Raw genomic sequence first — 26543 nt, forward strand, 5'->3', positions numbered from 1 at the left:
CGGCTACCAGATACGTTTGATGCCGTAATCGGAAAATGCCCGGTCGGAACTGACTACGGGCAGCTTGCGGTTCTTCGCCTGCGCGACCAGCAGCCGGTCGAAGGGGTCGCGATGATGAAGAGGGAGGGTTTCGATGGCGGCCACGTCGTCGATTTCGATACCGAGCAGGCGAAAGCCGTTGGCCTCGATATGGCTCGCCACATAGCGGCCGACCGGCAACGCCAGCTTGATGCCGCCCTGGCCGGACTTGATCGCCAGTTCCCAGGCGACGACGACGCTGACCAGAATTTCATTGTCCGGATTGGCGATGCAGGATTTGGCCCGCGTCGACAACTTGTCGTCGCCTTCCACCCAGCGCAGGAAGGCATTCGTGTCGAGCAGAGCAATCACCCGGTGTAGTCCTCGAACCCCTCCGGGATCGCATCGAAGTTTTCCGCCATGAACAGGATCTGCCCCTTGCCAGAGCCGGGCTTACGCTTCTGTTGTGCGCGCTTGATCGGCACCAGCATCGCCAGCGGCTTGTTGTCGCGGGCGATGACGATTTCCTCGCCCATCATGGCTTTTTGCACCAGCTCCGAGAGATGGGCCTTGGCTTCGGCAATGTTGAACTGCTGCATGGCAAACTCCTTGTATGTTGGTCATTTTAAATGACCAACAGCTAGAGGTCAAGGTTTGGGCTTGAGAAATTGCGGAGGGCTGGAGCGCGGTTCGACGTGAATGAGGTTGCCTGATCTTTTTGTTGGCGCGGTCATGCAGTCCGATACCGAAAGTCGTCGCTGGCGGGACGGCGGCTGTTCGGCCGAAGCGGTCCGTCCATTGCATCCCCGTCGGCGGCGGCACTCGGCCAGGAACCGTCATTCCGGGGCCGCGAAGCGGAACCCGGAGTCCAGCATCCTTGCTCGAACGCCGCTGGATTCCCGCGTTCGCGGGAATGACGGCAAAGGGCACGAAGCGGAAATTCTCATCCGTTAGCAACAATGTCGGCTTCGGCCGAGAGCCTGCCCGTCGTCCACGTCACCATCCCGGAGCCGCTTCTCCTGAGTTCATCAATCGTCGTCACACCAGCGCCATCCGCAAAGGACACTGCCTCCGGCTTCGCCGTAGACATAGTTCGGCGGATCAGCGCTTGAGGCGGCGGAAGAGTTCCTTCACCGCCGCGACCCGCTCGTTGAGCGCGGCGGTCGGCTTCTGCCAGGTGAGCTTGTCCGGGCCGGCGAGTTTGAAGCTGCGGTCCGACTGGATCAGCAGAATGATGTTGGCCGGGTCGAGCGGAGGGTTCTTTACGAACTGCACTTGTATCGCCTGCGGGCCCGCATCCAGTTTGGCCAGGCCCAGCGCGCGTCCGTACAGGCGCAGGCGATGTGTTTCCATCAGGGCCAGGGTCTGCGGCGGCATCTCGCCGTAGCGGTCGATCAGTTCCTCCTGCATGGCGCGCAGGTCGTCCTCGCCGTCGCAGTTGGCGAGGCGCTTGTAGAGCGTCAGGCGCTCATGCACGTCGGGGCAGTAGTCGCTGGTCAGCAACGCCGGTACGCGCAGGTTGATTTCCGAGGTGATGGCCAGCGGTTGCGTCAGGTCGGGCACCTTCTCGCCGGCCTTCAGTGCGCGCACCGCGGCGTTGAGCATGTTGGTGTACATGGCGAAGCCGACTTCGTGGATCTCGCCGCTTTGCGATTCGCCGAGCACCTCGCCGGCGCCGCGGATTTCCAGGTCGTGCATGGCGAGGAAGAAACCGGAGCCGAGCTCCTCCATGGCCTGGATGGCTTCCAGCCGCCGCTTGGCCTGCGCCGTCGGCTTGGCGTCCTCGTGGGTCAGCAGGTAGGCGTAGGCCTGGTGGTGGCTGCGGCCGACGCGGCCGCGCAGCTGGTGCAGCTGGGCCAGGCCGAACTTGTCGGCGCGGTTGATGACGATGGTGTTGGCATGCGGGTTGTCGATGCCGGTCTCGATGATAGTCGAGCACAGCAGCAGGTTGTGTTTCTGCTGGGTGAATTCGCGCATCACGCGTTCCAGCTCGCGCTCGGGCAGCTGGCCGTGGCCGACAACGATACGCGCCTCGGGCAGCAGGGCTTCGAGGCGCTCCTTCATGTTGGCTATGGTGTCGACTTCGTTGTGCAGGAAATAGACCTGGCCGCCGCGCTTGAATTCGCGCAGGCAGGCTTCGCGCACCTGGCCGTTGGACCATTTGCTGACGAAAGTCCTTATCGCGAGTCGCTTCTGCGGCGGCGTGGCGATCACCGAGAAATCGCGCAGGCCTTCGAGCGACAGGCCCAGCGTGCGCGGGATCGGCGTCGCGGTCAGGGTCAGTACGTCGACCGAGGCGCGCAGCGCCTTCAGTGCCTCCTTCTGGCGCACGCCGAAGCGGTGTTCCTCGTCGATGATGATGAGGCCGAGGCGTTCGAACTTGACGTCCTTCTGCAGCAGGCGATGGGTGCCGATCAGGATGTCGATCTTGCCCTCGGCCAGCAACGCCACCGCTTCGTCCTGTTCCTTCGCCGATTTGAAGCGCGAGATTTCGGCGATCCTGACCGGCCACGAATGGCCCACCTGCGCGAAGCGGTCACTGAAGTTCTGGTAATGCTGTTCGGCCAGCAGCGTGGTCGGGCAGAGGATCGCGACCTGCTTGCCGTCGGCCACGGCGACGAAGGCGGCGCGCATGGCGACCTCGGTCTTGCCGAAACCGACATCGCCGCAGACCAGGCGATCCATGGGCTTGCCGGACCTCATGTCCTCGATCACGGCATTGATCGCGGTCTGCTGGTCGGGCGTTTCCTCGAAGCCGAAGCCGTCGGCGAAGGCCTCCAGGTCGTGCTGCTTGAATTCGAACTTGTGGCCCTCGCGCGCGGCGCGCTGGGCATACAGGTGCAAGAGCTCGGCGGCGGTGTCATGCACCTGCAGGGCGGCCTTCTTCCGGGCCTTTTCCCACTGGCCCGAGCCCAGCGTGTGCAACTGGATGGATTCCGGGTCGGCGCCGCTGTAGCGCGAGATGACCTGCAGTTGCGAGACCGGCACGTAGAGCTTGGCGCCATTGGCGTATTCGAGGTGGAGGAACTCGGTGTCGCCCTCGCCGAAATCCATGTGCACCAGGCCCAGGTAGCGGCCGATGCCGTGGGCTTCGTGCACCACCGGATCGCCCACCTTCAGCTCGGACAGGTCGCGCAGCCAGCCTTCGAGATTGGCGCGGCGCGCGTCGGTGCGGCGCCCCATTCCACTCCTGGGGCGGGCGGTGGCGGCATAGAGCTCGTTTTCCGTGACGACGGCGATGCCGTCCCCCAAGGGGGCTTCCTTCGGGGCGTCGAGCAAAAAGCCGCCGGAAAGCGGGCCCACGCCGAGCATGAAGCGCGACTCGCTGCCAAGGAAGCCGGCGAAATCGATGCAGGGTTCGGGCGCCAGCCCATATTCGGCAAGGTAGTCGGCCAGCGTCTGGCGCCGTCCCGCCGATTCGGCCATCAGCAGCACGCGGCCGGCATGGCCGGCGAGGAAGGCGCGCAGGGCGGCGAGCGGGTCGTCGGCCTTGCGGTTCACGGCGAGGGAAGGCAGGGCCGAGTTGCCTCGGTTGTGTTCGTCCCGTTCGGGCTGAGCCGTGAGCCCGTCGAACGGTCGAAGCCCTTCGCTAGGCTCAGGGCGAACGGGAATCGATGCTTCACCACGCTGCGTCAATAGGTGCAACTGCGGCAACGCCTTGGCGGCGACGAAGAATTCCTCGTCGCGCAGGAACAGTTCGCCCGGCGGCAGCACCGGGCGCGAGCGGTCGCCGCCGAGCATCTTGTAGCGGCCTTGCAGGTCGGTCCAGAACTCGGCGATGGCGCCGGCGACGTCGCCGTGCAGCAACAGCGTGCTGTCCGCGGGCAGGTAGTCGAACAGGGTCGCCGTGGTTTCGAAGAACAGCGGCAGGTAGTATTCGATGCCCGCCGGCAGGATGCCGTTGGACACGTCCTTGTAAAGCCCGACACGCGAGGCGTCGCCCTCGAAGGCTTCGCGGAAGCGCTGGCGGAACAGGTTGCGGCCGGCCTCGCCGGCGGGGAACTCGCGCGCCGGCAGCAGGCGGATTTCCGGCACCGGGTAGAGGGTGCGCTGGCTATCCACGTCGAAGCTGCGGATGGTTTCCACCTCGTCGTCGAACAGCTCGATGCGGTAAGGCAGTTGGGTGCCCATCGGGAACAGGTCGACCAGGCCGCCGCGCACGCTGTATTCGCCGGCGGCGATCACCTGCGTCACATGCTGGTAGCCGCCCAACGTCAGTTGCGTGCGCAGCTTGTCGAGGTTCAGCCGCTCGCCCTTCTTCATGAAGAAGGTGTGGCCGGCAAGGAAAGCCGCCGGCGCCAGGCGCGTGACGGCGGTCGACGCGGCGGCGATCAGCACCTCGCATTCATTGCCGGACACGGCATGGAGCGTCGCCAACCGTTCCGAGATCAGGTCCTGGTGCGGCGAAAAGCTGTCGTAGGGCAGGGTTTCCCAGTCCGGCAACAGATGCACGCGCAGCGCGGGATCGAACCAGGCGATCTCCTCGGCAAGCCTTTGCGCCTCCAGCGGGCTGGCGCTGACCACCGCCAGCAGGCGTCCCGGCCGCGCCAGCTGCGCCAGCGCGAGGGCGTCGGCGGAAGGCGCGAGGGATGGCAGGTCGAGACGCTGGCCGGGTTTGGGCGAGGCAGGGAGCGACAGCAGGGACTTCATCGAATGCAGGGTGCCGCAGGGGGCGCGGGAGGCCGCGAATTATACGCAGTGCCGTGCCGCCAGCGCCGACTTTCGGGGTTGGCGATGGGTCGCGATTCCGGGTGAAAGCCGCACTACTGCAAGGTCGCGCCGTGCTGGAAGTCTGCATCGTGCCCATGACGGCCCTTCAGCTTTCTCCAAAGCGGTCGTCCAGCCAAACCCAGCCTTTACGCAATGGAATTCCACGAAGCAGTCGTTGGTTAGATCACGCTGCCGACGACAAGAGAGATGCTCACTGAATACCAGATCGGCACTTCTGAGTGACTGGTATCCTTGCTAGGGAACGCATCGCGCTGTGGCCAATCCAACCGGTAGCCCGCCGAGCACCAATCTTTGTACTCCAGGAGAATTCCATGAACGACCTGCCAGACTGCCGGGTTACGCTCGCCGGCGTGCCCTGCCGGTGCCTCATCGAATCGTTGCCAGTCCTGAGCCGCCGTTTTCCCAACGTGCGCCGCCTGCCCCGCGCCCTGCGCATCGTGCTCGAATCGGTGCTGCGCCACCGCCACGGCCATCTGGTGACTGACGATCACGTCCGGCAACTTGCCGAATGGCGCCCCGACACCGAACGCCTGAACGAAATTCCCTTTGTCGTCGCCCGCGTCGTGCTGCAGGACTTTACCGGCGTTCCGCTGCTTGCCGATCTCGCGGCGATGCGCGATGCGGCGGCGGCCCAGGGCCACGATCCGGCGCGCATCGAACCGCGGGTGCCGGTCGATCTGGTCGTTGATCACTCGATCACCGTCGATCACTACGGCAGCGCCAACTCGCTGGACCTCAACATGAAGCTCGAATTTCGGCGAAATCGCGAACGCTACGAGTTCATGAAGTGGGGCATGTCGGCCTTCGAGACCTTCCGCGTCGTGCCACCCGGCACCGGCATCGTGCATCAGGTCAATCTCGAATATCTGGCGCGTGGCGTGGTCGTCCGCGACGGTGTGGTGTTTCCCGATACGCTGGTCGGCACCGACAGCCATACGACGATGATCAATGGCATCGGCGTCGTCGGCTGGGGCGTCGGCGGCATCGAAGCGGAGGCGGCGATGCTCGGCCAGCCCGTGTATTTCCTGACACCCGACGTGGTCGGGGTCGAATTGCGCGGACGGCTGCGCCCCGGCGTTACGTCGACCGACCTCGTCCTGACCCTGACCGAACTGCTGCGCAAGGCGCGCGTCGTCGGCAAGTTCGTCGAGTTCTTTGGCGAGGGTACGGCGAGCCTGTCGGTGCCCGACCGGGCGACGATCGCCAACATGGCGCCCGAGTACGGGGCGACCATGGGCTACTTTCCGGTCGATGAGAAGACCGTCGCCTACCTCGAAGTTACCGGCCGCAGCGCAGAGGAGGTACGACTTTTCGAAGCCTATTACCGGGCGCAGGAGCTGTTCGGCGCGCCGGCGGCCGGCGAGATCGACTATTCGCAGGTGCTGGCCCTCGACCTGGCGTCGGTCGCACCCTCGCTGGCCGGGCCGAAGCGACCGCAGGACAGGATCGAGATCGGCCAAGTACGCGATGAATTCATGCGGCTTTTTTCGGCACCCGTCGATGCCGGCGGCTTTGGCCGGCCGGCGGCGGCACTGGCCAGGCGCGTGCCCCTGCCCTCGGGCGCCGACATCGGTTCCGGCGACGTGCTGATCGCCGCCATCACCTCATGCACCAACACCAGCAATCCGAGCGTCATGCTCGCCGCCGGCCTGTTGGCCAAGAAGGCAGTCGCGCGCGGGCTGCGCGTCAAAGCGCATGTCAAGACCTCGCTGGCGCCCGGCTCGCGGGTGGTCACCGACTACCTCGAGCGCACCGGCCTTCTGCCGGCGCTGCAGGCGCTCGGCTTCCATGTCGCGGGCTACGGCTGCACCACCTGCATCGGCAACGCCGGCGACCTCGCGCCGGAAATCAATGCGGTGATCGACAGGGAACAATTGGTTTGTGCCTCCGTCCTGTCCGGCAACCGCAACTTCGAGGCCCGCATCCACCCCAACCTGCGCGCCAATTTCCTGGCTTCGCCGCCGCTGGTCGTCGCCTATGCGCTGGCCGGGACGGTCTGCAGGGATCTGATGACCGAGCCGCTTGGGGTCGATTCGCAGGGGCAGGCGGTCTGGCTCGGCGATCTGTGGCCGAGTGTCGACGAGATCGACGCCGCGCTGAAGATGGCGGCCGATCCGCAGGCGTACCGCCGGCTCTATGGCAGCTTCGCGCAGGCCAATCCACTCTGGGCGCAGATCGCGCCACGGGCGCAGGGTGCCGTGTATGGCTGGCCGGAATCGACCTACATTGCGCGACCGCCATTCCTCGATGCCTTCGCACCGGCCCAGCGCTTGCCGGGCGCGATTCGCAATGCACGGGCGCTGGCGGTCCTCGGCGACTCCGTGACGACCGACCACATTTCGCCGGCCGGCAACATCGCCGAAGCGACCCCCGCCGGTCGATGGCTGAAGGCACACGGCGTCGCCAAGGCCGACTTCAATTCCTACGGCGCCCGGCGCGGCCATCACGAAGTCATGCTGCGGGGCACCTTCGCCAACGTCCGGTTGAGGAACCTGATGTTGCCGCCGAAACCCGACGGCGGACGTGAGGAAGGTGGCTGGACCCTGTTCCAGCCTTCCGGAGAACGCATGGCGATCTTCGATGCCGCCGAGCTTTACCGGGCGACCGGCGTGTCGCTGATTGTCTTCGGCGGCGAGGAGTACGGCACCGGGTCGTCGCGTGACTGGGCGGCAAAAGGCACCGCATTGCTGGGCGTGCGCGCCGTCGTCGCGAGCAGTTTCGAACGCATCCACCGCGCCAATCTGGTCGGCATGGGCGTCTTGCCACTGCAGTTTCCGGCCGGCGTGACTGCGACGACGCTGGGCATCGACGGCAGCGAGACCTTCGACCTCGACGTCGATCTGGCGAACCTCGCGGCTGGCCAGGACGCGAGCCTGGTCATCCGACGGGCCGATGGCCGGATCGAGCACCAGGTGCTTCGCTTGCGCATCGACACGCCGGTGGAGGTCGACTATTTCCGCCACGGCGGGATACTTCCCTATGTGCTGCGTCAAATACTTCAGGCAAAAGCCGACTGAAATCGCTCACTGAATTTTCAGGAAAAAGGTACTTGTCCGTCCCAAGGAGCGCTCTCTCCCCTGCGGGCATATCCATGCGAGCGCTGCCGTGCGTTCATTCTTGATCCGGAGGACTCTTTTTTGGCGATTATCTTTTTGTGGATCTTGTGCGCCGCCCTGATCCTGGCAGGCCTGGCGGGCTCCGTGCTGCCCGTGCTGCCGGGCACCCTGCTGGTCTGGGGCGGCATCGTGCTGGGGGCATGGATCGACGACTTCACGCGCGTCGGGGTGACCACCCTGGCGGTGGCCACCGTGCTGGCGGTGCTGGCCTGGGGTTTGGACTATGTCGCCGGGCTCATGGGAGCAAAAAAGGCCGGGGCCAGCAAACTGGCCCTGCTGGGCGCAGCGGCAGGCACGGTGGTCGGGCTGTTCATGGGACTGGTCGGGGTGCTCTTCATGCCGCTGGTCGGTGCCGCCGCCGGCGAGTACCTGGCGCAGAAGGACCAGGCACGCGCCGTCAAAGTCGGCGTGGCGACCTGGGTCGGGATCATGGTGGGGCTCATCGCCAAAGTGGTGTTGTCTTTCATCATGGTGGGTATTTTCCTGGCGTCCTTGCTGATCTGAGACGGCGAAACCGAGCGGCGACGGCCCGCACATCGCCCTGAACTCCATCGGAATTCCATAGCGATCAACCGCGCTCCGGCTGCACCGATGTCACTGCGGTGCGGACGAAACTTCGATCCTGGCGCGCAAAGTCCCACTGTTCGATAAGGCAGATCGCCGGTGCTTCGGCCCCGGTCAGCGCCTCGTCACCGCGTGCGCCGGACGCATCGCCCCAGCGCAGGATGTGCACCGAGTTGGGCACCCCGGGGCGTGTGCGCGACGAAACGGCGGTGCCGGCCTGGACCACCCACAGTCGCCGCGCCAGACCTTGTTGCGCCAGCGTGTAAGGCAGATGGATGTGCCCACCCAACACGAGGTCGGCCCCGGCGGCCGACCAGGCCCGCAGGGCGGCAGGGTGACCGCGCAAGAGATCGGGCCGGTCGCCAGCCGCGGTCACGGCCACGGGTTGGTGCACCGCCACCACGCGCAGCTGCCGCGGGCTGGCTGCGCTCAGCCGCTGGGCGACACGATCGATCTGTGCCGCAGACACCTCTCCGTTCTTGTGACGCCACGCGCGCGTCGTGTTGACGCCGATGAGCAGCAGATCCGGCGAGGAGTGCACGGGCTCCAGATCGGCCCCGAACACCCTGGTGTAGCGCGCGTAGGGTCGGGTCAGCCGCGCCCAAAGGTCGAACAATGGAATGTCATGGTTGCCGGGGATGGCCAGAACCGGCGCACCCAGCCGCTCGACGAAGGCCTTTGCCGCGCGAAACTGCGCCGGCTGCGCGCGCTGGGTGATATCACCCGACAGCACCACCAGCTTTGGCCGCTGCTCGGCTGCCAGGGTGAGCAGGGCCTCGACCACCTGCGCCTGTTCGGTGCCGAAGTGGGTGTCGGAGATCTGCAGCAGCACGCTCATGCGGCAGTCCGCGGCGCGTCTGCCGTGTCCGCTGTACCCGCTGCGCCACTGGGCTGGAGCAGGTACAAGGGTTGGTCGAGCACGCGAATGTCGATGGGCGAGCGCATGCGTGTCACCTCGCCGTCGAACGCCACCACGACCTTCTTGCGGCCCGGTGCCAGCGTGGGCTTCACCAGCATGCGGTGGAACTCGAAGCTCTCGACGCCGGCGGCTTCTCCCAGCCTTCCCATCGCGCCATGCAGCATCAGCCAGATCATCGACAGCGTGCCGATGGGACGCAGCATCAGCGCCGCCATGCTGCCGTCGCCGGGAGTGCCGGCCAGGGTATCTTCCGGCTCGGCGCCGAACTGCTGCAGTTGCAGCCGGTTGTTGCCGACGAAGAGCGTCAAAGTCTGCACGTCGCGAACCGTGTCACCCATCTCGATGTGCAGACGCAGCCGGCGCTGCGCGCGCAGCAGGGTCGCACAGGCCGCCACGAACGCTACCCAGCGGCTGCGGCCGAAGCGGGCTTTGTAGGCCTCGCGGTCCTGCAGGAGTTCCGGATAGATGCCCAGGCTGGCGTTGACCAGGAAAACCCGGTCGTTGATGGCCGCCACCTGCACCGGCAGCGGGTGCGCATCCAGCAGCAGCCGTGCCGCAGCCGCCGGATCGGTGGGGATGCCGTGCGTCCTGGCAAAGTAGTTGAACGTGCCGTAGGGGATGACGCCCATGGCGCAACCGGCGCCATGCGCGGCCTGGGCCACCGTGTTCAGGCTGCCGTCGCCGCCGACGGCGATCACCGCCGTAGCGCGCGCCACCGCGGCTGCTGCGGCCTCGGCGGCCACCTGCGGCAGATCACCGGGCCCGCAAACCAGCAGTTCGCCCTTGCGCCCGCGCGCTGCCAGGGCCGCTTCGATCACCCCACGCTTGGCGTCGATGACCTGCGCTCCGGCAGAAGCGTTGATCACGAACAGGAGGGCCGCCCCGGGGTCGAGACAAGGGACCGCCAGCGCCGACTTTTTGCGCCCGGGCCGGCCTTCCCCGGATTCTTCTTGCCCGGTTTGCTCCATTCAATGCTCGCGCAGGAGGATGCGGTTGCGGCCGCCGTGCTTGACGTCGTACATCACGGGGTCGCCTGGGCCGCGGCGGCCCTCATGCCCGACACGGTGAGAAAGACCGGAAGGCCTTCCGGAGCTTCATGGCCTTCCTTGTCCGATGTACTCCCGTTCCGCAATCAGCCGGGCCCAGGCCAGAGGTGTCGCTTCGCTGTCGGCGAGCATGCCCGCGGTCAGCGTCGCGGCGGCGGTGAATAACGGGGGCAGTAGCAGCAGCAAGGCCGTTTCCCGCCAGCCGCGGCGGGCGATGTGTTCTTCCGGCCACGCGGCCGGCACGGGACGCAACCATGCGCGCCAGAGTATGGGCAGGAAGTAGGCGGCGTTGAGCAGGCTGGAGGTCCACAACACCCAGATCGCCCAGTCCATCCGGGCTGCCGTGGCGCCATCCATGAGCCACGCCTTGCTGACCGCGCCGGCCGTGAGCGGCGCCCCCATCATCCCCAGCGCGCCGATGGAGAATGCCAGCGTGGTGAGCGGCATGCGCCGCCCGGCACCATCCATTTCACTGACCTTGTGGATGCCGAGGGTTTCGGCGAAATTCCCGGCGCAGAAGAACAGGGTGATTTTCATGATGCCCTGATGCACCAGATGGACAAGGCCGCCGATGGTGCCGATGGGGCCGAACAGCGCGACGCCGAGCACGATATACGACACCTGGCTCACCGTGGAATAGGCCAGCCGCTTCTTCAGATCGTCCTGGAACAGCGCGCGGAAACTGCCCCAGAGGATGGTCACCGCGGCAAATATGGCAAGCGGGTACAGCAGGTCGAGCGACTGCGCGAATTCGACGCCATACACCTCGTAGACAATGCGCACGATGCCAAAGGCGCCGGCCTTGACCACGGCGACGGCGTGCAGCAGCGCCGACACCGGCGCCGGGGCCACCATCGCCTGCGGCAACCAGCCGTGCAGCGGCACGATGGCGGCCTTGACGCCGACGCCGGCGATCAGCAGCAGGAAGATGATTTTCAGCTGGCCGGCGTATTCCGGGCCGAGCGCGGCGGCGATGCCGGCATGGGCGAATTCGGTATGACCAAGCAGGTGGTGCAGCCAGACGATGCCGGCCAGCAATGCCGTGCCGCCGATCAGCGTGTAGGCGAGGTAGATCGTGCCGCCCTTCATGGCCTTGTCGGTGCCGCGATGCACCACCAGCGGGAAGGTCGACAGCGTCAGCAATTCGTAGAAGATGAAGAAGGTAAAAAGGTTGGCCGCCATGGCGATGCCCATCGTCGCCGTCACGCACAGGCTGAAGAAGCCGAAAAAACGGCTGCGGTGCGGCGCGCCTTCGAGGTAGCCGATGGCATAGAGCGTGGTGAACAGCCACAGGATGGCCGACAGCGTGATGAACAGCATGCCGAGTGCGTCGGCCTTGAGCGCCAGTTCCAGACCCGGCAGCACCGCGTAGCGCACGCCGTACTCCTCGCCGGCCGCGACGCCGGCCAGCAGCAGGGCGACCAGGCCCAGTTTGGCGATGGCAGCGAAGAGGTTGAGGAAAGTGCGGACGCCGATCCAGGCTTCCGGCAGCGCGAAGATGATCAGTCCGGGCAGCAACGAGGAGGCCAGTACCGCCAGCGGCAAGAGTTCGTGGCTGGTCATGTCACCGCTCCCGGCAACTGCATCAATTCGACGCCGCGCAGGCCGAGCAACACGCTGGCCGCCGCGAGCGCGAACGCGCTCCACTCCAAGGTGCGCGGTACGGGCGCGAGCGTCGCGCTCGCCGGCGCCATGAGGAAGGCCTGGCGCAGCACGCGCAAGACATAGACGGCCGCCAGCAGGCCGCCGGCCAGCACCACTGCGGCGATGATCCAGTGGCCCTGTGCCAGCGCCGCCTCGATGATCTGCCATTTGGCGAGAAAGCCCGAGGACGGCGGCAGCCCCATCAGCGTCATGCCGGCAAGGCCGAAGGCGAACATGGTCACCGGCAGGCGCTCCACCGCGCCGGCCAGACCGGCCACCGTATCCTGCCCGGTGGCCTTGATCAGCACGCCGGCAGCGGCGAACATGCCGGCCTTGGCCAGGCCGTGGGCAAATACCTGCATCACGCCGGCATGAATCGCGCCAGGGGCCGCCAGCAAGGGAAAGATCAGGAACAGGTAGCCGAGTTGCGCCACGGTCGAATAGGCGATCAGGCGTTTCAGTTTCACGGCGCGAATTGCCTGCCAGGACCCCCAGAAGATTGCCGCGGCGCCGAGCAGTGCCATCAGCCAGGCGAAGGCGGGCAAGACGGCTTGCAGCGGCCCCAGCCAGAGCCGCAGGATCAGGTAGAACGAGGCCTTCACCACCAGTGCCGAGAGCAGCGCCGAGACAGGTGCCGGCGCGCCACCGTGCGCCGGCGGCAACCAGAAGTGGAAGGGGAACAGCGCCGTCTTGAGCATCAGGCCGGCCACCATCAGTCCGCCGGCAATCCACGCCAGACGCGGCGCGTCGTCGGTCACCAGCGGCAACAGGGTAGCGATCGACACCGTGCCGTAGGCGCCGTAGATCAGCGCGACGCCGAGCAGGTAGGCGCCCGATCCCACGAGCGTGGCGAAGAGATAGCGCAAGGCGGCGGCCACCTGCTGCGCGCCGCCGCCCGCCGCGACCAGGCCCACGGCAGCGAGTCCGACCAGTTCGAGGGTGACATAGAGGTTGAACAAATCGGCGGAAACGAACAAGGCGTTCAAGCCGGCGATCAGGAAGCCCGTCAGCGGCCAGAACCAGGTGCCGGCAGGATCCCCCGGCTTGAAGTAACTGCGCGCGTAGATGGCCAGTGGCAGGGCCACGGCCTGTGTCAATAACAGCATGGCGGCCGAGAGGCCATCGACGGCGAGGTCGATTCCCAGGGGCGCCCCCCAGCCGCCAACAACATGAGCCGCCGTCCCGCCAGCGCCGACTTTCTGAGCAAGGTCGAGGGCCAGCCAACATTGCGTTGCCAGACCGGCGATGGCCGGCCACGCGCCGCGCCCCGGCCCGAGCACGAAGGCCAGCGTCGCCCAGGCCAGCGGCAGCAGGATCAGCCAGGCCAGGGGATCGAACAGGGGCTCACTCATCGACATCGCCCGGCAATCCGAGTTGCCCGGTCAGCGCGTGCAGTTTGCGCACCAGGGCCAGGGCCAGCGCCGTCGCGGCAACGGCAACGACGATGCCGGTGAGCACCATGGCCTGTGGCACCGGATCGGCCACGTCCTGGCGCTGGGCCAGTCCCACCAGGACGAGGAAGGCGCCGCTGCCCATCAGATTGAAGGCGAGGATGCGCCGCAACAGGTGGCCGATCAATACCACGCCCGCCACCCCCAGCGAGAACAGGACAGCGCCCGCCAAGGCGAATACGAAACCCGTGCTCATGCCCCTTCCTCGCGCGAGAGGAAAAGGAACAAGCTGGCGAGGATCAGCGCCAGCGAGACGGTGAGACCGCTCTCGATCAGCAGGATCAGCACGCCTGCCGCTGCGGGCGGATACTGAAGCAAGGAGCCCTGCGTCAGCAGCCCGGTGGCCACCGCCAGAAACAGCACGAAGCCGGCCGCGAGCCCGATGCGCAGCCCCAGCCGGGGCCTGCTCCATCCCGGTTGCAGGCCGACCAGATGCAACAGCACGGCGGCCGCAGCCAGCACCGCGCCGGCCTGAAAGGCGCCCCCCGGTCTGAATGCGCCGGCCCAGAGCAGATAGACGGCAACGACGATCATCAAGGGGGTAGCCAGCCGCGCCAGAGTCTGGAGCACCGGATGCGCCGCACGGGAGGGCGGCACAGGTGCGTCGCCGACGACCGCCAGGAGGGCCAGCAGCGCTACCAGCAGCACCGCGATTTCGAGCAGGGTATCGTAGCCGCGATAGTTGAGCAGCACGGCGGTGACCGGATGGGTCACGCCGCTCTGGGCCAGATGCGCTGCCACCGGTGCCCGCAGGTCGATGGTGGTCGGTCCGAGGTCCAGCATCGCGCCGGCCAGCAGGAAGACAAATGCCAGGGCAAGCGTGAGCACGAAGGCGACAAGCACTCTGCGCTTCATGGCCTTACCCTCCGCCGCAATACTCCGTAGGCGTCAAGCAGCAAGGCGCCGGTGAGGCCCGCACCGATCGCGGCCTCGGCCAGCCCGATGTCGGGCGCCGCCAGCCGCGCCCAGGCCAGGCTCATCAGCAGCCCGAAAACAATGAACAGCACGAGGGCGCGGTCGAGCCGGGGTGTCGCCAGCGTGCGCCAGGCAGTCCACAGCAGCGACAGCGCGAGCAAAAGGTCGAACGCGAGCGTCATGGCCGTTCCTGGCGCCAGGGAGTGATGCCGAGCCTGTCTGCGCGGCGGGCGATGGCGAAGCTGATGCCGGCGCTCGCTGCCATTACCAGGGGCCAGATCAGCAGCAGCTTGAGCGCCACCGCGATGCTCTCGGCCTGGAGCGCGAGTCCGAGCAAGACGCAACCCAGGCCCAGATTGTCCGCCTTGGCCAGCGCGTGCAGGCGGCTATACACATCCGGAAAGCGCAGCAGCCCCACGGTCCCGGCGAAAAAGAAGAAGGCGCCGACCAGTAGCAGGGCCATGCTCAGCCACTCAATCATGCTCACCCTCCGTGCGCTGCCAGGCGCGCTTGGCGAAGGCGATACCGCCGATGGCGGCGAGCAGCGCCAGTACCAGCGCGACATCGACCAGCGCAGGCAGATGCATCACAGGCGCCAGAAGGACGAGGATGCCCGTGCCGGTGGTGCCGATCAGCAGCGCCACCAGCATGCCGTCGGCCGCTGTCGGGCCGCGCGCCGCGGCAATCAGGGCGACCGCCAGATTGGCGAGCAGGAACAGCGCGACGGCGAGCACCAGCGTGGTCATGGCGCCTCCCCGAACAATCCGGCGATCGAGGTTTCGAGCGCCCGCGTTTCGGCAACGACTGGCAGGGAATCGTCCAGCACATGCAGGCGCAGGCTTGTGTCATTCAGGTCGACGCCGAGCGTGCCCGGCATCAGACCCAGGGCGTTGACCAGCAGGATCCGCGCTTCACCCGGCGGCAGCATAACCCGCAGTTCGATGATCCCGGGGCGCAAGGCCGCGCGCCCGCGCAGTGCCATGGCGGCCACCTGAAAGCCACCGCGCAGCGAATTCCAGAGGAAGAAGCGCAGAAAACGGACCAGCCCGGCAAGGCGCATGGGCAGCTTGCCCGGCGGCTGAAGCTTGAGGCTCGTCCAGGTCGCCGCCGCGACGGCAACACCGCCCAGCAGCCAGCCGTCGAGGCGGCCTTCGGCGAGGATCCACCACAGGAGGCCGAAGGCCAGCCCGCGCAAGAAAGTCGACCGAATCACCGCCCCATCCCGTCAGCGGTGGCGAACTCGCCATTGGCGCAGGGTGATCACGGCCAGCGTGATGGCGGTCAGCGGTAACACGACCGTCGTCATGGCCGCTCCGTAGGTCGTGAGTGCATCGTGCTGTTGCGCCGCCAGGAGCAGGAAGGCTGTATACACAAAGTAGTAGAACAGGAACAGCGCGCCTTCCCAGCGCTCGATCGCGTAACCGGAAAAAAAGATCGGCAAGCAGGCGACGGCAACGGCGATCATGGCCAGCAGGTCGAAACTGAGCATGGCCGGGGCCACGGGCAAAGCCGCCGGGGCGACCAGGCTCGAAACCCCGAGCACGCCGAGGATGTTGAAGGTGTTGCTGCCGATGACGTTGCCGACCGCGATGTCGCGCTCGCCGCGCAACGTGGCAATCACTGATGTCGCCACCTCGGGCAGCGATGTGCCGGCGGCGACGATGGTCAGGCCGATCACCAGTTCGCTCAAGCCGAGGGCCCTGGCAAAACTGACCGCCGCATCGACCAGCCAGTGTGCGCCGAGCACGAGCATGCCAAGCCCGCCGGCGACGAGCAAGAGCTGCATGCCCCAGTGGCTATCCCACGCCGCCCCTCGCGGCGCGGCAAACTCAGTCGCGTATTCGTCCTTCGTGCTCTGCGTCTCCTTGCGGCTCTGACGGATCAGGAAAACGGTGTACGTGACAAGCAAACCGAACAACAGTGCCCCATCCAGCCGGCCGATGCCGCCATCCAGGGCCAGCGCAAACAGCAGCACCGAGGCGCCGACCATGATCGGCACTTCCTGGCGGATCAGTTGGGGCGCCACCAACAGCGGTGCGATGACTGCCGAGACGCCAAGAATGAACAGCACATTGAAGATGTTGCTGCCGACGACGTTACCCAGCGCGATATCGACCTGCCCACCCCATGCCGAACGCACCGAGACGGCGAGCTCCGGCGCGCTGGTACCGAAGGCGACGATCGTCAGTCCCAGTACCAGCGGTGAAATGCCAAACGACAAGGCGAGCTTCGAGGCGCCGCGAATCAGGAGCTGAGCGCCGAAGACCAGCGTGACGAGACCGAGGGCGAAGATCAGTGCGGTCAGTTCAATTTCTCCTCGAAGTGAATGGGATCTGCCCCAAGACAATCAAAGCGGTGAGCAATGCGCCGTGGGAGAAAGGATGCCAGTGGCTCACTTGGGTGGTTCAGTCCGAAAAAGAACGCCCTGGCCCTGGCGCAAAAAATAGTGCCGGGCCGCCAGCAGGGCGACGAAAGCCAGTGCGCATAAGAAAATATCGAGGGCATCGACATCGGCCTTGAACGTCTTGCGCGCGACCACAAACGCCAATAGTTCGAGAATTGCCTCGAGACTGTGCGTGAGCAGTGTTCGGACAAGTTCGATCCCGATCACCATCAGCAACACTCGGTAGATCAATTCATAGAACGTCGCTGTGTCATGCCAGTCCATATGAACCAGTTCGGTCGTACTCGCAATCCCATAGGCAATAATCCCGGCAACGATCCCGGATGCCAGAAGGCGCTCGAGCCATGTACCGAAATGCCTGGCCAAGCTAGTCAGTCGTTCTGAATTCACGGAGCGCCTCCTGTGGATATGGCCGGTCGGCAATCATCAAATTGTACAGGCCGTATTTGGCTCTGGAATTTTGCTTCCCTGAAGCCGCCGGTCGCCACTGCATGCTTGATGCCCGGATCAACTGTAGGGCCATCGTAATTTCACCGAACTCTTCGATATGGGAGGTGGTGCATGGAAATCCAACGGCATGCGCGAAACAAAAATTCACGGCAGCTGTATTGTTAGCGAGGGTGTTCCCAATCATGCTTGTCTACAGTGCTCGCATCGCACGGGACTCAGGAGAAAATTGAGTTATCTACGCTGATCGGATCCATCACAGAGTCAAGGCAGTTCAGATGTCAATCTGATCGTCGCGAACCGGACATTCAACTGGGGCAGAATGCGCCTCCACTATTGACATTGGATCGCAACCTCGATCGGCAAGTAATGGCCGGGGTGGCACAGTGCGGATGACAGTTGCTCGCCATGAACCGGACCTTCAGCCGAGGCAAAGGTCACGCTAGCCACAGGAACTAGACGGCTATCTCGAATGGCATAATGGCCGATCCCTGCCGGTCGAACGATCGATCGGCACATAGCGGGGCGTCACGTCCCACCTTTCGCGGCATTGCTCTGCCGGGCCTCCATCCAGCGCCCATCGCCCAGCACGACCGAGGTTTCGACTTGCCGCTCGGGAATCGACCAGTATTTGCGGAGCAGGGAATCCTTGTCCTCTTTCGGTACCAGAGCAAAGCCGTTCCGGCGATAGAAATCGATGGCCCAGGACGCGTCCGCCCAGGTGCCGACCAACAGGGGCTTTTCCGCGAGGCTTGCCACCTGGCGCAGGAGCATTGTCCCCACCCCTTTCCTCTGTATGGCCAGCGCGATGTAGGCATGGCGTATCAGGGCGACGGCTCCCTTGTCCTGCATTCCCATCACCCCGGCCAGTCGGCCGTCGTCCTCCGCGACCCGGAACATGACGCCATTCGCAATTTCACCTTCGAGTTCATCGCGTGGCATGTAGGGTTCGTGCCACCTGTCGACTGGGATCACGCCGCGATATGCCTGGGCGGCTGCGTTGATGATCGCCAGCGCCGCATCCACATCCGTCGCCAGCATTTCCCTGATCCCCATCATGCGCTTCGAGTGGCGCTGCCTTGCCAGCGCTCGCGCAGGATCGGCAGGCGATGGCAGAGCGGACGCAACAACGCATAGGCGGCGAGGCCGAGGGCGTCCACGGCAAGGTCGAGCATCGAGAAATGGCGGAAGGGCAGGAAGTACTGCACGATTTCGATCAGCAGTCCGTAGCCGAGCAGTGCGCCGGCCTTGGCGAGGGTGAATTCCTCGCGCGGGAAGGAAAAATCGAGCAGCGCGGCCAGGACCAGGAAGGCTGCCATGTGGTTGAGCTTGTCGCTGACCAGATGCGACAGCTTGTGCTCCGCAGGTGTCACCGCGAGGTAGCTGACGACGACCAGCGTCACCGCGAACGCGATGCGAAACGCCGGAACGTAACGCAGAAAGCGGTCGCTCATGGCTCGGCCTGGCCCCGGTCAGGCGCCGGCATGCATGCGTACCGGTATCCGTCGCGGCCCGAAGGGTTCGCCGAAGGCGCCGAAGCGCCCGGCGATGGCGGTGCCGCAATGGCGGCAATGGCCGCTGTCGTCCAGCGCGTAATCGAGGATGCGGTACCAATCGCGCTGGATCACCGTCTTGCCGCAGCCGGGACAGAGCGTCGCGTCGCCGGCCTTGTCATGCACGTTGCCGGTGTAGACGTAACGCAGCCCGGCATCCATGGCGATGCGACGCGCGCGGGCCAACGTCGCCGGCGGCGTGGGCGGGATGTCGCCCATCTTCCAGTCGGGGTGGAAGGCGCTGAAATGCAGCGGCACGTCGGGGCCGAGTTCCTTCGCCACCCAGGCGGCGAGTGCCTTGAGCTCATCGTCGCCGTCGTTCTTGCCGGGGATCAGCAGGGTGGTGATTTCGAGCCAGCAGTCGGTCTCGTGGTGGATCATGGCCAGGATGTCGAGCACGGGCTGCAGCTTCGCGCCGCAGAGCTTGACGTAGAAGTCGTCGGTGAAGGCCTTGAGGTCGACGTTGGCGGCGTCCATCTTCGAGTAGAACTCGCGCGCTGGATCGATGTGCATGTAGCCGGCGGTGACCGCGACGGTCTTGACGCCAAGCGCATGGCAGGCGTCCGCCGTGTCCATCGCATACTCGGCGAAGATCACCGGGTCGTTGTAGGTGAAGGCCACGCTGTGCGAGCCATGTTTCAGTGCGGCGCGGGCGATGGCCTGCGGCGTGGCATCGTCCATCAGGCGATCCATGTCCCGCGACTTGGAGATGTCCCAGTTCTGGCAGAACTTGCAGGCCAGGTTGCAGCCGGCGGTGCCGAAGGACAGCACGCTGGATCCGGGATAAAAATTGTTGAGCGGCTTCTTCTCGATCGGGTCGATGCAGAAACCCGAACTGCGGCCGTAGGTGGTCAGCAGCATTTCGCCGCCCTGCATGGCGCGCACGAAGCAGGCGGCGCGCTGGCCTTCGTGCAACTTGCAGTCGCGCGGGCAGAGGTCGCACTGGATGCGGCCGTCGTCCAGTTTGTGCCACCAGCGGGCCGGCACCCCGCTTATGGGATCGGCGCTTCTTTCCATTTCTGCACCTCGTAGCGTTGCAGCCTGACGTCGGGCGACCAGTAGTCGGCGGGCAGTCCGGCCTTCTGTTTCAGGTGGGCCATGAACTGGCGCGGATCGGGCAACTGTTCCCAGACCTGGGGCAGGAAGGTGCTGCGGCCGAGTTTGCCACCCTCGCCGGCGCTGAAGATCACGCCATCGACATTCGGCCGCAACTGGCGCAGGGCGTCGGCTTCGTCGCTGAACGCCATCGGCTGCGGCGCGGTCAGCAGCGAAACCTCGACCCGGGTGCGCGTAAATTCGGCCAGGGTCAGCGGCGGAAAGCGCGGGTCGCGGAACGCGGCGGCGAGGGCATTGGCGCGCACGTCCTGGTCGAGCGGACGATGGGCTTCGAGCGAGCCGATGCAGCCGCGCAAAAGCCCATTCTGGGTCAGCGTGACGAAGGTCGCACCCGGTTGGTCCAGCGCCGGATGCGCCGGTTCCGCCCGGGTGGCCTGTCCGAGTTTGGCGGCGATGGCGTTGCGGGCGCGCACCAGCAGTGCCGGGCCGGGATCGGCGGCGGCGGTCGGCGGCGCTTCGTAGAGGGCGAAGGAGGCATAGCCGACCACGCGGCCCTTGTCGCCGGCCGTGTCGCCGGAGTTGCACTGGGCGATGCGCTCGATGCGCAGTCCGCGTTTGCGTGCGACCGCCAGCAGGCCGTTGATCGGCAGCGCGCCGCAGGCCTGCTCGAAGCTGGTCAGTTGCTCCAGCGCGAGGATGCGCCCGGCCGTGGCCTGGTCGATCTTGCGTGCCTCGGCGTAGGCGTGGAAATGCGACAGGTCGGAGCTGATCACGATCAGGGTTTCCGGCCCGCCCCAGAGCCGGTCGATGACCTGGGCGACTTCGGCGGCACCGGTCTGGCCAACCGCGAGCGGCACCAGTTTGAAATCGCCGAGCACGGTCTGCAGGAATGGCAGTTGCACTTCCAGCGAATGCTCCTGGGCATGGGCGGCGTCGCTGGACACGATCTGCGGCAGGTCGGCCAGGCCGTCGAGCGCCGCGCGGTCGACGGCGATCCGCCCAAGCGGCGTGGCGAAGGCCTGCGCCGTCGGCGCGGCAAGCCCGCGCACCGAAACGCGGTGGCAGGGACCGAGCAGCACCACGCGACGGATGCGGCCGGCCAGCGCGGCAAGCAGGGCGTAAGCCTTGCCGGCGGTGCCGCCGGAATAGATGTAGCCGGCATGCGGCACGATGAGGGCCTTGAGCAGGCCGTCGCCAGAAGTTATGCGAAGCGGTATCCCCTTGTGGGACGGCGCCGGCGACACGGCGAGACAAACTGCCAATTCGTCCCGCAGCGCATCGGGATCGCCGGGATAGAAACTGCCGGCCACGGCCGGCGGGCGTTGCGTGGTGGCGGTAGTCATGGTCACTCCATCAGCAGGAGGCCGCCTACCAGTCCGGCGGCAATGGCGGCAAAACCCGGCAAGGTGAAGCGAGCGAGCGCCACACCGCCGATGATGGCCACCAGCCCGGTCTTGAAGGCGAGGTTGGAAAGCGTTGCCAGTGTTATCGCAGTAATAGTTTGGGCCTCGCTCAGCTTGTTCAAGCTGAACATGCGCAAGGAGGACAGCGTGATCGCATCGACGTCGGTCAGGCCCGAGGCCAGCGCCAGCAAATAGAGGCCGCGATTGCCGGCGATGTCCTGCAGCCAGGCCGAGAGCACCAGCACCAGGGCGTAGAGGGCGCCGAAGGTCAAAGCGGTCTTGATTTCGGTCGGATTGGCGACCTGCGGCAGGGGCAGCGAGTCGCCGCCCTGCAACTGGCGCCAGCCCCACAGCGTGGCGCCGACGCCCAGCACCAGGCCAGCGCCCAGCACCGCGACCAGCGAAGGCAGGATCTCCGGTGCGACGATGAAGGAAACCACCGACAGGCGCACCAGGACCACGATGTTGGCGAGCAGGATGACCACCATCGCGGTGCGCGCCAGTTCGACATGCGCGCGCGCGTGGCGGGCGAAGATCATGGTGGTCGCGGTCGATGAAACCATGCCACCGAAGATTCCGATCAACGCCGCGCCGTGGCGCGCGCCGACCACGCGCAGGGCGGCGTAGCCGGCCAGCGAAACGCCGGAGATCAGCACCACCATCCACCAGATGTTGCGCGGGTTGAGCGCGTCGTAGGGGCCGAAGTCGCGGTCGGGCAGGATGGGCAGGATCACCAGCGCCAGCACGCCGAATTGCAGGATCGACAACAGGTCGACGTGCGTCAGGCTTTTCGAGATGCCGTGCAGTTGCGCCTTGAAGTAGAGCAGCACGGTCGTCGCGATCGCCAGCATCACCGCGACGGAAGCATGGCCGAACCAGACCATGGCGCCCAGCGCATAGCAGACCATCAGCGCGACCACCGAGGTGGTGCCGGGATCGCCGGTGTCGAGCGGATCGGAGACATGGGCGGCGATCATCATGGCGGCCACCGCCAACAGGCCGGCGGCGATGATCCAGCCGCTGTCGGTGATCTGCGCCAGAAGGGCGCTGACGCAGCCGAGCAGGCCGACCAGGGCGAAGGTGCGCAAACCGGCCTTGAGGTCGGACTGGCGCTCGCGCTCCAGGCCGATCAGCAGGCCGATGCCGATGCTGGTGGCAAAGGCCTGCAGGCTTTCGTACTCGGTTCCGCCGGCGAACATGGGATTTCCCGCGCAATGTCCTATAGGCTGATTATAGAATCCGGCCATGAGATATCACGCACTGGTTCCCGCTGCCGGTTCCGGCTCACGCATGGGCGGGCAGGACGGCGCTGCGCTGCCCAAGCAATACCTGCCGCTGGCCGGGCGGCCGATGATCTGGCACGCGCTGGCGACCTTGTGCGCGACGCCGGCGATTGCCAGCGTTTTCGTCGTGCTGGCGCCCGAGGACATTCATTGGCCTGCACCGATGATGGAATCGCTGGGACCCAAACTGCGCGTCCTGCGCTGCGGCGGCGAAACCCGTGCCGCGAGCGTTACCGGAGGCTTGCGCGCGATGGCCTCCGAACCGGGCGCCAGCGGCGACGACTGGGTGCTGGTGCACGACGCGGCACGGCCCTGCCTGACCGTCGCGCTGGTCGAGAAGCTGATCGCCGAAGTCGGCAACGACGATGCCGGCGGCCTGCTGGCGGTGCCGGTCGCCGATACCCTCAAACGCGGCGACGAACGCGGCTACGTGCTGCAGACCGTGCCGCGCGAAGGATTGTGGCAGGCACAGACGCCGCAGATGTTCCGCCACCGGCTGCTGCTCGATGCGCTCGATTTCGCGCCCAGCGTCACCGACGACGCCAGCGCCATCGAGACGCTGGGCCTGTCGCCGCGCCTGGTGGCGGCCGACGCCAGCAACCTCAAGGTGACATGGCCGCGCGACCTGCAACTGGCGGAAAGGATTTTGCAGAACCGGGGGCCGGAATGAACGACGCGACGGAACCGACCCGCGAGGAAATCGACGCGATTGCGGAACCCCTGGTCGTCGAATTCGGCACCTCGTGGTGCGGCCATTGCGCGCGCGCCCAGTCGCTGATCGCTGAAGCATTGGCAGCGCATCCCGGACTGCGGCACCTGAAGGTCGAGGATGGGCCTGGCCGTCGCCTGGGGCGCAGCTTCCGCGTCAAGCTGTGGCCGACCCTGGTATTCCTGCGCCAGGGCGTCGAAGTGGCGCGCCTGGTGCGTCCGGACGATGTGGCCACGATCGAAGGTGCGCTGGCGCGGATCGACGCGGCGACCGATCCGCGCCCGTTACCGAATTGATGGTTGGAATTCGGCTATGCTGATCGCCTGCAACTGCCACCGGGATTCTCCGTGATGAACTCTCCATTTCGCATCGGCCAAGGCTACGACGTCCACGCCCTGACGCCCGGCCGCGAGCTGATCCTGGGCGGGGTGCACATCCCGCATCCGCAAGGCCTTTTGGGGCATTCGGATGCCGACGTGCTGCTGCACGCCATCACCGACGCCGTCCTCGGCGCCGCCGGCATGGGCGACATCGGGCGCATGTTTCCCGACAGCGACGCGCAATGGGAAGGCGCCGACAGTCGGCGCTTGCTGCGTGGTGCCGTTGCGGCGGTGAATGCCGCCGGCTGGCAGGTGGGCAATATCGACGCCACCATCATCGCCCAGGCGCCGCGCATCGCGCCGCATGTCGCCGCGATGCGCGCCAACATCGCCGCCGACCTCGGCATCGAGGTCGATGCCGTCAACATCAAGGGCAAGACCACCGAACGCCTCGGCTTCACCGGTCGCGGCGAAGGCATCGCCGCCGAAGCCGTGGCCCTGTTGCTGCGCCAGGAATAGCCGCACTTGGGCGAGGCGCGCCCGCACCGGGTCTTCTTCGCGCTGTGGCCGGACGCCGCGGCGGTGAGCCGCCTGTCGGCGCTGGCGCAGGAAATGGCCACTGCCGGCGGACGTGCCATGCACCCGGCGACGCTGCACATGACTCTCGCCTTTGTCGGCTCCGTCACTACGGTGCAACTTGAGGCACTCGAAGGCCTGGCCGCCGGGATACATGGTGAAGCCTTCGACCTCAGCCTCGACCACCTCGGCTTCTTTCCCCGTGGCGGCATCGCCTGGGCCGGTTGCCGGCGGACGCCGTCGCGCCAGCGCCGACTTTCCGGGGAATTGCACGCGGCGCTGCAGGCCGCCGGCTTCGTCGTCGATCCGCGGGCGGGGCAGGTGCCGCATGTCACGCTGGCGCGCCGCGTGCGGTCGCCAGAGCTGCCGCCGCTCGATCCGCCGATCGGCTGGCGGGTGAGCGAGTTCGCACTGGTCGAAAGCCAACTGCATCCGTCGGCCGCAACCTACCGGACCCTGGCGCGCTTTTCCCTCGCCGAAGCGCGCGCCGATTGAATTAGAATCGCGTCATTGTTGTTGCGCCAGGCCGGCCAGTGCAAGCGGCGGGTGCAAACCCCGCCGAGCCGATCCTGGAGCCGTTGCCGTGGTCAATTTGTTTCGCCTCAGAAAATCGACGCCGCGCCTGGAGCGCCTGCATACGCTCAGCCTGTTCGTGAACCTGACGCCGGCCGAATTGCGCATCGTCGATGGCCTGCTGCACGAACGCGACTACCTGGAAGGCGAGGTGATCTTCGACGAAGGCGAGGAAGGCCAGGCGATCTACATCGTCGCTTCCGGAGAAGTCCTGATCTGCCGCCAGGAGCATGCGGAGGCGGGGAGTTCCAAGATGGCCGAAGCGGCGATGCCCCACCCGCGCCGGCGCCAGGGCGACAGCGGGCGCGTCGCCCAACTCGGCCCCGGCACCTTTTTCGGCGAACTGGCCCTGCTCGACAATTCACCGCGTTCGGCGCAGGCGCGGGCGGCGAAGCCATGCAAGCTGATCGTTTTCTTCCGCGACGATTTCGTCAGCCTGCTCGACACCCATGCCCGCATCGCCTCGAAGATCTCGCGCGAACTGGCCCGCCACCTCGGCGCCCGGATGCGCACCATGGCGCAGGCGATGGGCGCCAACCAGCACGTTGTTTGACAGGTGAACGCCTCGCATCCGCCCGAACACGCGCACAGTGCCTCCGGACCGGTGGTCTGGGTGGCGATCATCGGCGTCACTTGCCTGCTGCTGCTGGTGTTCCAGAAGGTGTTGTGGCTGGTGGTGCCCTTCCTGCTGGCACTGATCCTCTATTACTTCCTCTATCCGGCGGTCCGCAGCCTGATCTTTCGCGGCATGAGCCGCGATGCCGCGGCCAGCGTCGTGACGCTGGCCTTCCTGGTGCTGCTCGCGCTGGCCGTCGTTTCGCTGATGCCGCGCCTGACCAGCCAGGTCAGCCATTGGCAAAATACCGTCGATCGTTACGTGCAGGGCGGCACGCAGTTGCTCGACGCTTCCTTGCGTTCGCTTGAACGCCACTGGTCGACCCTGGAGCGGGCGAAGCTGGCCGATACCGTCGCCGCGCGCCTGAACCAGGGCGCCGGCAACATCAGCGACCACATCGAACCGGTGGCGCTGGGCATCATGGCCTGGACGCCGTCCTTGTTGCTGGCGCCTTTCCTCGCCTTCTTCTTCCTGCGCGACGGACGCCGCTTCAAGCGCTTCCTGAGCGCCGCCGTGCCCAACGCCTTTTTCGAACGCACGCTCTACCTGCTGCACGAGATCGACCGCACCGCGCGCGCCTACTTCCAGGGTCTGATCAACCTCACCATCCTCGATACCGTGACGCTGGCGGCAGGGCTATGGCTGCTGGGTATCCCCGGGCCGCTGACGCTGGGCGTGATCTGCGCCGTGCTGGCCTGGGTGCCCTACGTCGGTTCCATCCTCGGCGGCCTCCTGGTGGTGCTGGTGGCCGCCACCGATTTCCCCAACGATCCGGCGATGGCCTACTGGGCGATCGGCCTCTTCGGCCTGGTGCGCCTGCTCGACGATTTCCTCTACATGCCGCTGACCATCGGCAAGAGCCTGGAACTGCATCCGCTGGTGACCGTGCTGATGATCTTCGTCGGCGGCGCGGTGGCCGGCGTGTCCGGCCTGATGCTGGTGCTGCCGGTGTTGGGCGTGGTGATGGTGGTCGGCGAGACCATCGGCATGATCGTAACCGACTCGCGCCTGATGGCACGCCATCGACACGCGCGCAAGCTTCTGCGCGAACAGGTCAGTAGCGACCTCTGATTATTGAGACTTCCGTAATTCATGACATCACCACAGCGTAGCCTGCATCCAGCACGCAGCGATGATCGAAGGGCGTTTCTGAGCGCTCTTGAGTTTGTTTCGCGCGGTCGCGTGCAACTCGCCCAGGT

28 protein-coding genes are annotated in these 26543 nt (G+C 66.1%); 8 read left to right on the forward strand and 20 right to left on the reverse strand.

Features of this window, described 5'->3' with window-relative positions; all coding sequences use genetic code 11:
• Positions 1-3: 3 nt before the first annotated feature.
• From J0M27_RS03595 to mfd, 3 genes are all read right to left on the reverse strand, one after another.
• Entirely contained in the window at positions 4-390 is a 387-nt protein-coding gene (locus J0M27_RS03595; RefSeq protein ID WP_294987537.1) for a type II toxin-antitoxin system VapC family toxin, read from the reverse strand.
• Complete coding sequence (locus J0M27_RS03600) at positions 387-617, reverse strand: type II toxin-antitoxin system prevent-host-death family antitoxin (protein ID WP_294987539.1); 231 nt, start codon at positions 615-617, stop codon at positions 387-389. Before J0M27_RS03600 ends, J0M27_RS03595 begins: the two co-directional genes overlap by 4 nt.
• A 502-nt stretch (positions 618-1119) precedes the next feature.
• Entirely contained in the window at positions 1120-4668 is a 3549-nt protein-coding gene (gene mfd / locus J0M27_RS03605) for a transcription-repair coupling factor (protein ID WP_294987541.1), read from the reverse strand.
• Positions 4669-5060: 392 nt separating this feature from the next.
• Between mfd and acnA the strand changes: the two genes are divergently transcribed.
• A complete protein-coding gene (acnA, locus tag J0M27_RS03610) occupies positions 5061-7766 on the forward strand; it encodes an aconitate hydratase AcnA (protein WP_294987543.1) in 2706 nt (901 codons plus the stop codon).
• 120 nt (positions 7767-7886) lie between these two features.
• Entirely contained in the window at positions 7887-8369 is a 483-nt protein-coding gene (locus J0M27_RS03615) for a DUF456 domain-containing protein (protein WP_294987545.1), read from the forward strand.
• A gap of 64 nt (positions 8370-8433) precedes the next feature.
• Here J0M27_RS03615 and J0M27_RS03620 read toward each other — a convergent pair whose 3' ends face one another.
• The 17 genes from J0M27_RS03620 to J0M27_RS03700 all read right to left on the reverse strand — a co-directional run bounded on the left by J0M27_RS03620 (position 8434) and on the right by J0M27_RS03700 (position 22466).
• Positions 8434-9267, reverse strand: a complete 834-nt coding sequence (locus tag J0M27_RS03620; RefSeq protein ID WP_294987547.1) for a metallophosphoesterase — start codon at positions 9265-9267, stop codon at positions 8434-8436.
• Positions 9264-10214, reverse strand: a complete 951-nt coding sequence (locus tag J0M27_RS03625; RefSeq protein ID WP_294987549.1) for a diacylglycerol kinase family protein — start codon at positions 10212-10214, stop codon at positions 9264-9266. The genes J0M27_RS03620 and J0M27_RS03625 overlap by 4 nt, the downstream gene beginning before the upstream one ends.
• Positions 10215-10442: 228 nt before the next feature.
• Complete coding sequence (locus J0M27_RS03630) at positions 10443-11957, reverse strand: proton-conducting transporter membrane subunit (protein ID WP_294987551.1); 1515 nt, start codon at positions 11955-11957, stop codon at positions 10443-10445.
• Complete coding sequence (locus J0M27_RS03635) at positions 11954-13390, reverse strand: proton-conducting transporter membrane subunit (RefSeq protein ID WP_294987553.1); 1437 nt, start codon at positions 13388-13390, stop codon at positions 11954-11956. The genes J0M27_RS03630 and J0M27_RS03635 overlap by 4 nt, the downstream gene beginning before the upstream one ends.
• Positions 13383-13685 (reverse strand): NADH-quinone oxidoreductase subunit K, encoded by a 303-nt coding sequence (locus tag J0M27_RS03640; protein WP_294987555.1) that lies wholly within the window; start codon positions 13683-13685, stop codon positions 13383-13385. Before J0M27_RS03640 ends, J0M27_RS03635 begins: the two co-directional genes overlap by 8 nt.
• Positions 13682-14344 carry a Na(+)/H(+) antiporter subunit B gene (locus J0M27_RS03645; protein ID WP_294987557.1) on the reverse strand — a complete coding sequence of 221 codons (663 nt, stop codon included), beginning with the start codon at positions 14342-14344 and terminating at the stop codon, positions 13682-13684. Before J0M27_RS03645 ends, J0M27_RS03640 begins: the two co-directional genes overlap by 4 nt.
• A complete protein-coding gene (locus J0M27_RS03650; RefSeq protein WP_294987559.1) occupies positions 14341-14586 on the reverse strand; it encodes a DUF4040 domain-containing protein in 246 nt (81 codons plus the stop codon). The genes J0M27_RS03645 and J0M27_RS03650 overlap by 4 nt, the downstream gene beginning before the upstream one ends.
• A complete protein-coding gene (gene mnhG, locus J0M27_RS03655; RefSeq protein WP_294987561.1) occupies positions 14583-14885 on the reverse strand; it encodes a monovalent cation/H(+) antiporter subunit G in 303 nt (100 codons plus the stop codon). Before mnhG ends, J0M27_RS03650 begins: the two co-directional genes overlap by 4 nt.
• Positions 14878-15150, reverse strand: coding sequence for a monovalent cation/H+ antiporter complex subunit F (locus tag J0M27_RS03660; protein ID WP_294987563.1), 273 nt, complete (start codon positions 15148-15150; stop codon positions 14878-14880). The genes mnhG and J0M27_RS03660 overlap by 8 nt, the downstream gene beginning before the upstream one ends.
• Positions 15147-15599: a Na+/H+ antiporter subunit E gene (locus J0M27_RS03665; RefSeq protein ID WP_294987565.1), complete on the reverse strand. Its 453-nt coding sequence runs from the start codon at positions 15597-15599 to the stop codon at positions 15147-15149. The genes J0M27_RS03660 and J0M27_RS03665 overlap by 4 nt, the downstream gene beginning before the upstream one ends.
• A gap of 30 nt (positions 15600-15629) precedes the next feature.
• Positions 15630-16751, reverse strand: a complete 1122-nt coding sequence (locus J0M27_RS03670) for a calcium/sodium antiporter (protein ID WP_294987567.1) — start codon at positions 16749-16751, stop codon at positions 15630-15632.
• 45 nt (positions 16752-16796) lie between these two features.
• Entirely contained in the window at positions 16797-17198 is a 402-nt protein-coding gene (locus tag J0M27_RS03675; RefSeq protein WP_294987569.1) for a hypothetical protein, read from the reverse strand.
• Positions 17199-17783: 585 nt separating this feature from the next.
• Complete coding sequence (locus J0M27_RS03680; RefSeq protein ID WP_294987571.1) at positions 17784-18296, reverse strand: GNAT family N-acetyltransferase; 513 nt, start codon at positions 18294-18296, stop codon at positions 17784-17786.
• Between the two features lie 14 nt (positions 18297-18310).
• Positions 18311-18709, reverse strand: coding sequence for a VanZ family protein (locus tag J0M27_RS03685; protein ID WP_294987573.1), 399 nt, complete (start codon positions 18707-18709; stop codon positions 18311-18313).
• A gap of 18 nt (positions 18710-18727) precedes the next feature.
• Entirely contained in the window at positions 18728-19825 is a 1098-nt protein-coding gene (gene amrS / locus J0M27_RS03690) for an AmmeMemoRadiSam system radical SAM enzyme (protein ID WP_294987575.1), read from the reverse strand.
• Entirely contained in the window at positions 19801-21207 is a 1407-nt protein-coding gene (amrB, locus tag J0M27_RS03695) for an AmmeMemoRadiSam system protein B (RefSeq protein ID WP_294987577.1), read from the reverse strand. Before amrB ends, amrS begins: the two co-directional genes overlap by 25 nt.
• A 2-nt stretch (positions 21208-21209) precedes the next feature.
• Positions 21210-22466 carry an MgtC/SapB family protein gene (locus J0M27_RS03700; RefSeq protein ID WP_294987579.1) on the reverse strand — a complete coding sequence of 419 codons (1257 nt, stop codon included), beginning with the start codon at positions 22464-22466 and terminating at the stop codon, positions 21210-21212.
• Positions 22467-22512: 46 nt separating this feature from the next.
• Between J0M27_RS03700 and ispD the strand changes: the two genes are divergently transcribed.
• From ispD to J0M27_RS03730, 6 genes are all read left to right on the forward strand, one after another.
• Complete coding sequence (ispD, locus tag J0M27_RS03705; RefSeq protein ID WP_294987581.1) at positions 22513-23220, forward strand: 2-C-methyl-D-erythritol 4-phosphate cytidylyltransferase; 708 nt, start codon at positions 22513-22515, stop codon at positions 23218-23220.
• Entirely contained in the window at positions 23217-23555 is a 339-nt protein-coding gene (locus J0M27_RS03710) for a thioredoxin family protein (RefSeq protein WP_294987583.1), read from the forward strand. The genes ispD and J0M27_RS03710 overlap by 4 nt, the downstream gene beginning before the upstream one ends.
• A gap of 54 nt (positions 23556-23609) precedes the next feature.
• On the forward strand, positions 23610-24098 hold the full coding sequence (ispF, locus tag J0M27_RS03715; RefSeq protein ID WP_294987585.1) for a 2-C-methyl-D-erythritol 2,4-cyclodiphosphate synthase: 489 nt from the start codon (positions 23610-23612) through the stop codon (positions 24096-24098).
• 6 nt (positions 24099-24104) lie between these two features.
• Positions 24105-24650: an RNA 2',3'-cyclic phosphodiesterase gene (thpR, locus tag J0M27_RS03720; RefSeq protein ID WP_294987587.1), complete on the forward strand. Its 546-nt coding sequence runs from the start codon at positions 24105-24107 to the stop codon at positions 24648-24650.
• Positions 24651-24738: 88 nt separating this feature from the next.
• Entirely contained in the window at positions 24739-25281 is a 543-nt protein-coding gene (locus tag J0M27_RS03725) for a cyclic nucleotide-binding domain-containing protein (protein ID WP_294987589.1), read from the forward strand.
• A gap of 3 nt (positions 25282-25284) precedes the next feature.
• Positions 25285-26415, forward strand: a complete 1131-nt coding sequence (locus tag J0M27_RS03730) for an AI-2E family transporter (RefSeq protein WP_294987590.1) — start codon at positions 25285-25287, stop codon at positions 26413-26415.
• Positions 26416-26543: the final 128 nt, after the last annotated feature.

It is taken from the genome of Sulfuritalea sp. (assembly GCF_017302275.1).
Taxonomy (GTDB): Bacteria; Pseudomonadota; Gammaproteobacteria; order Burkholderiales; family Rhodocyclaceae; genus Sulfuritalea.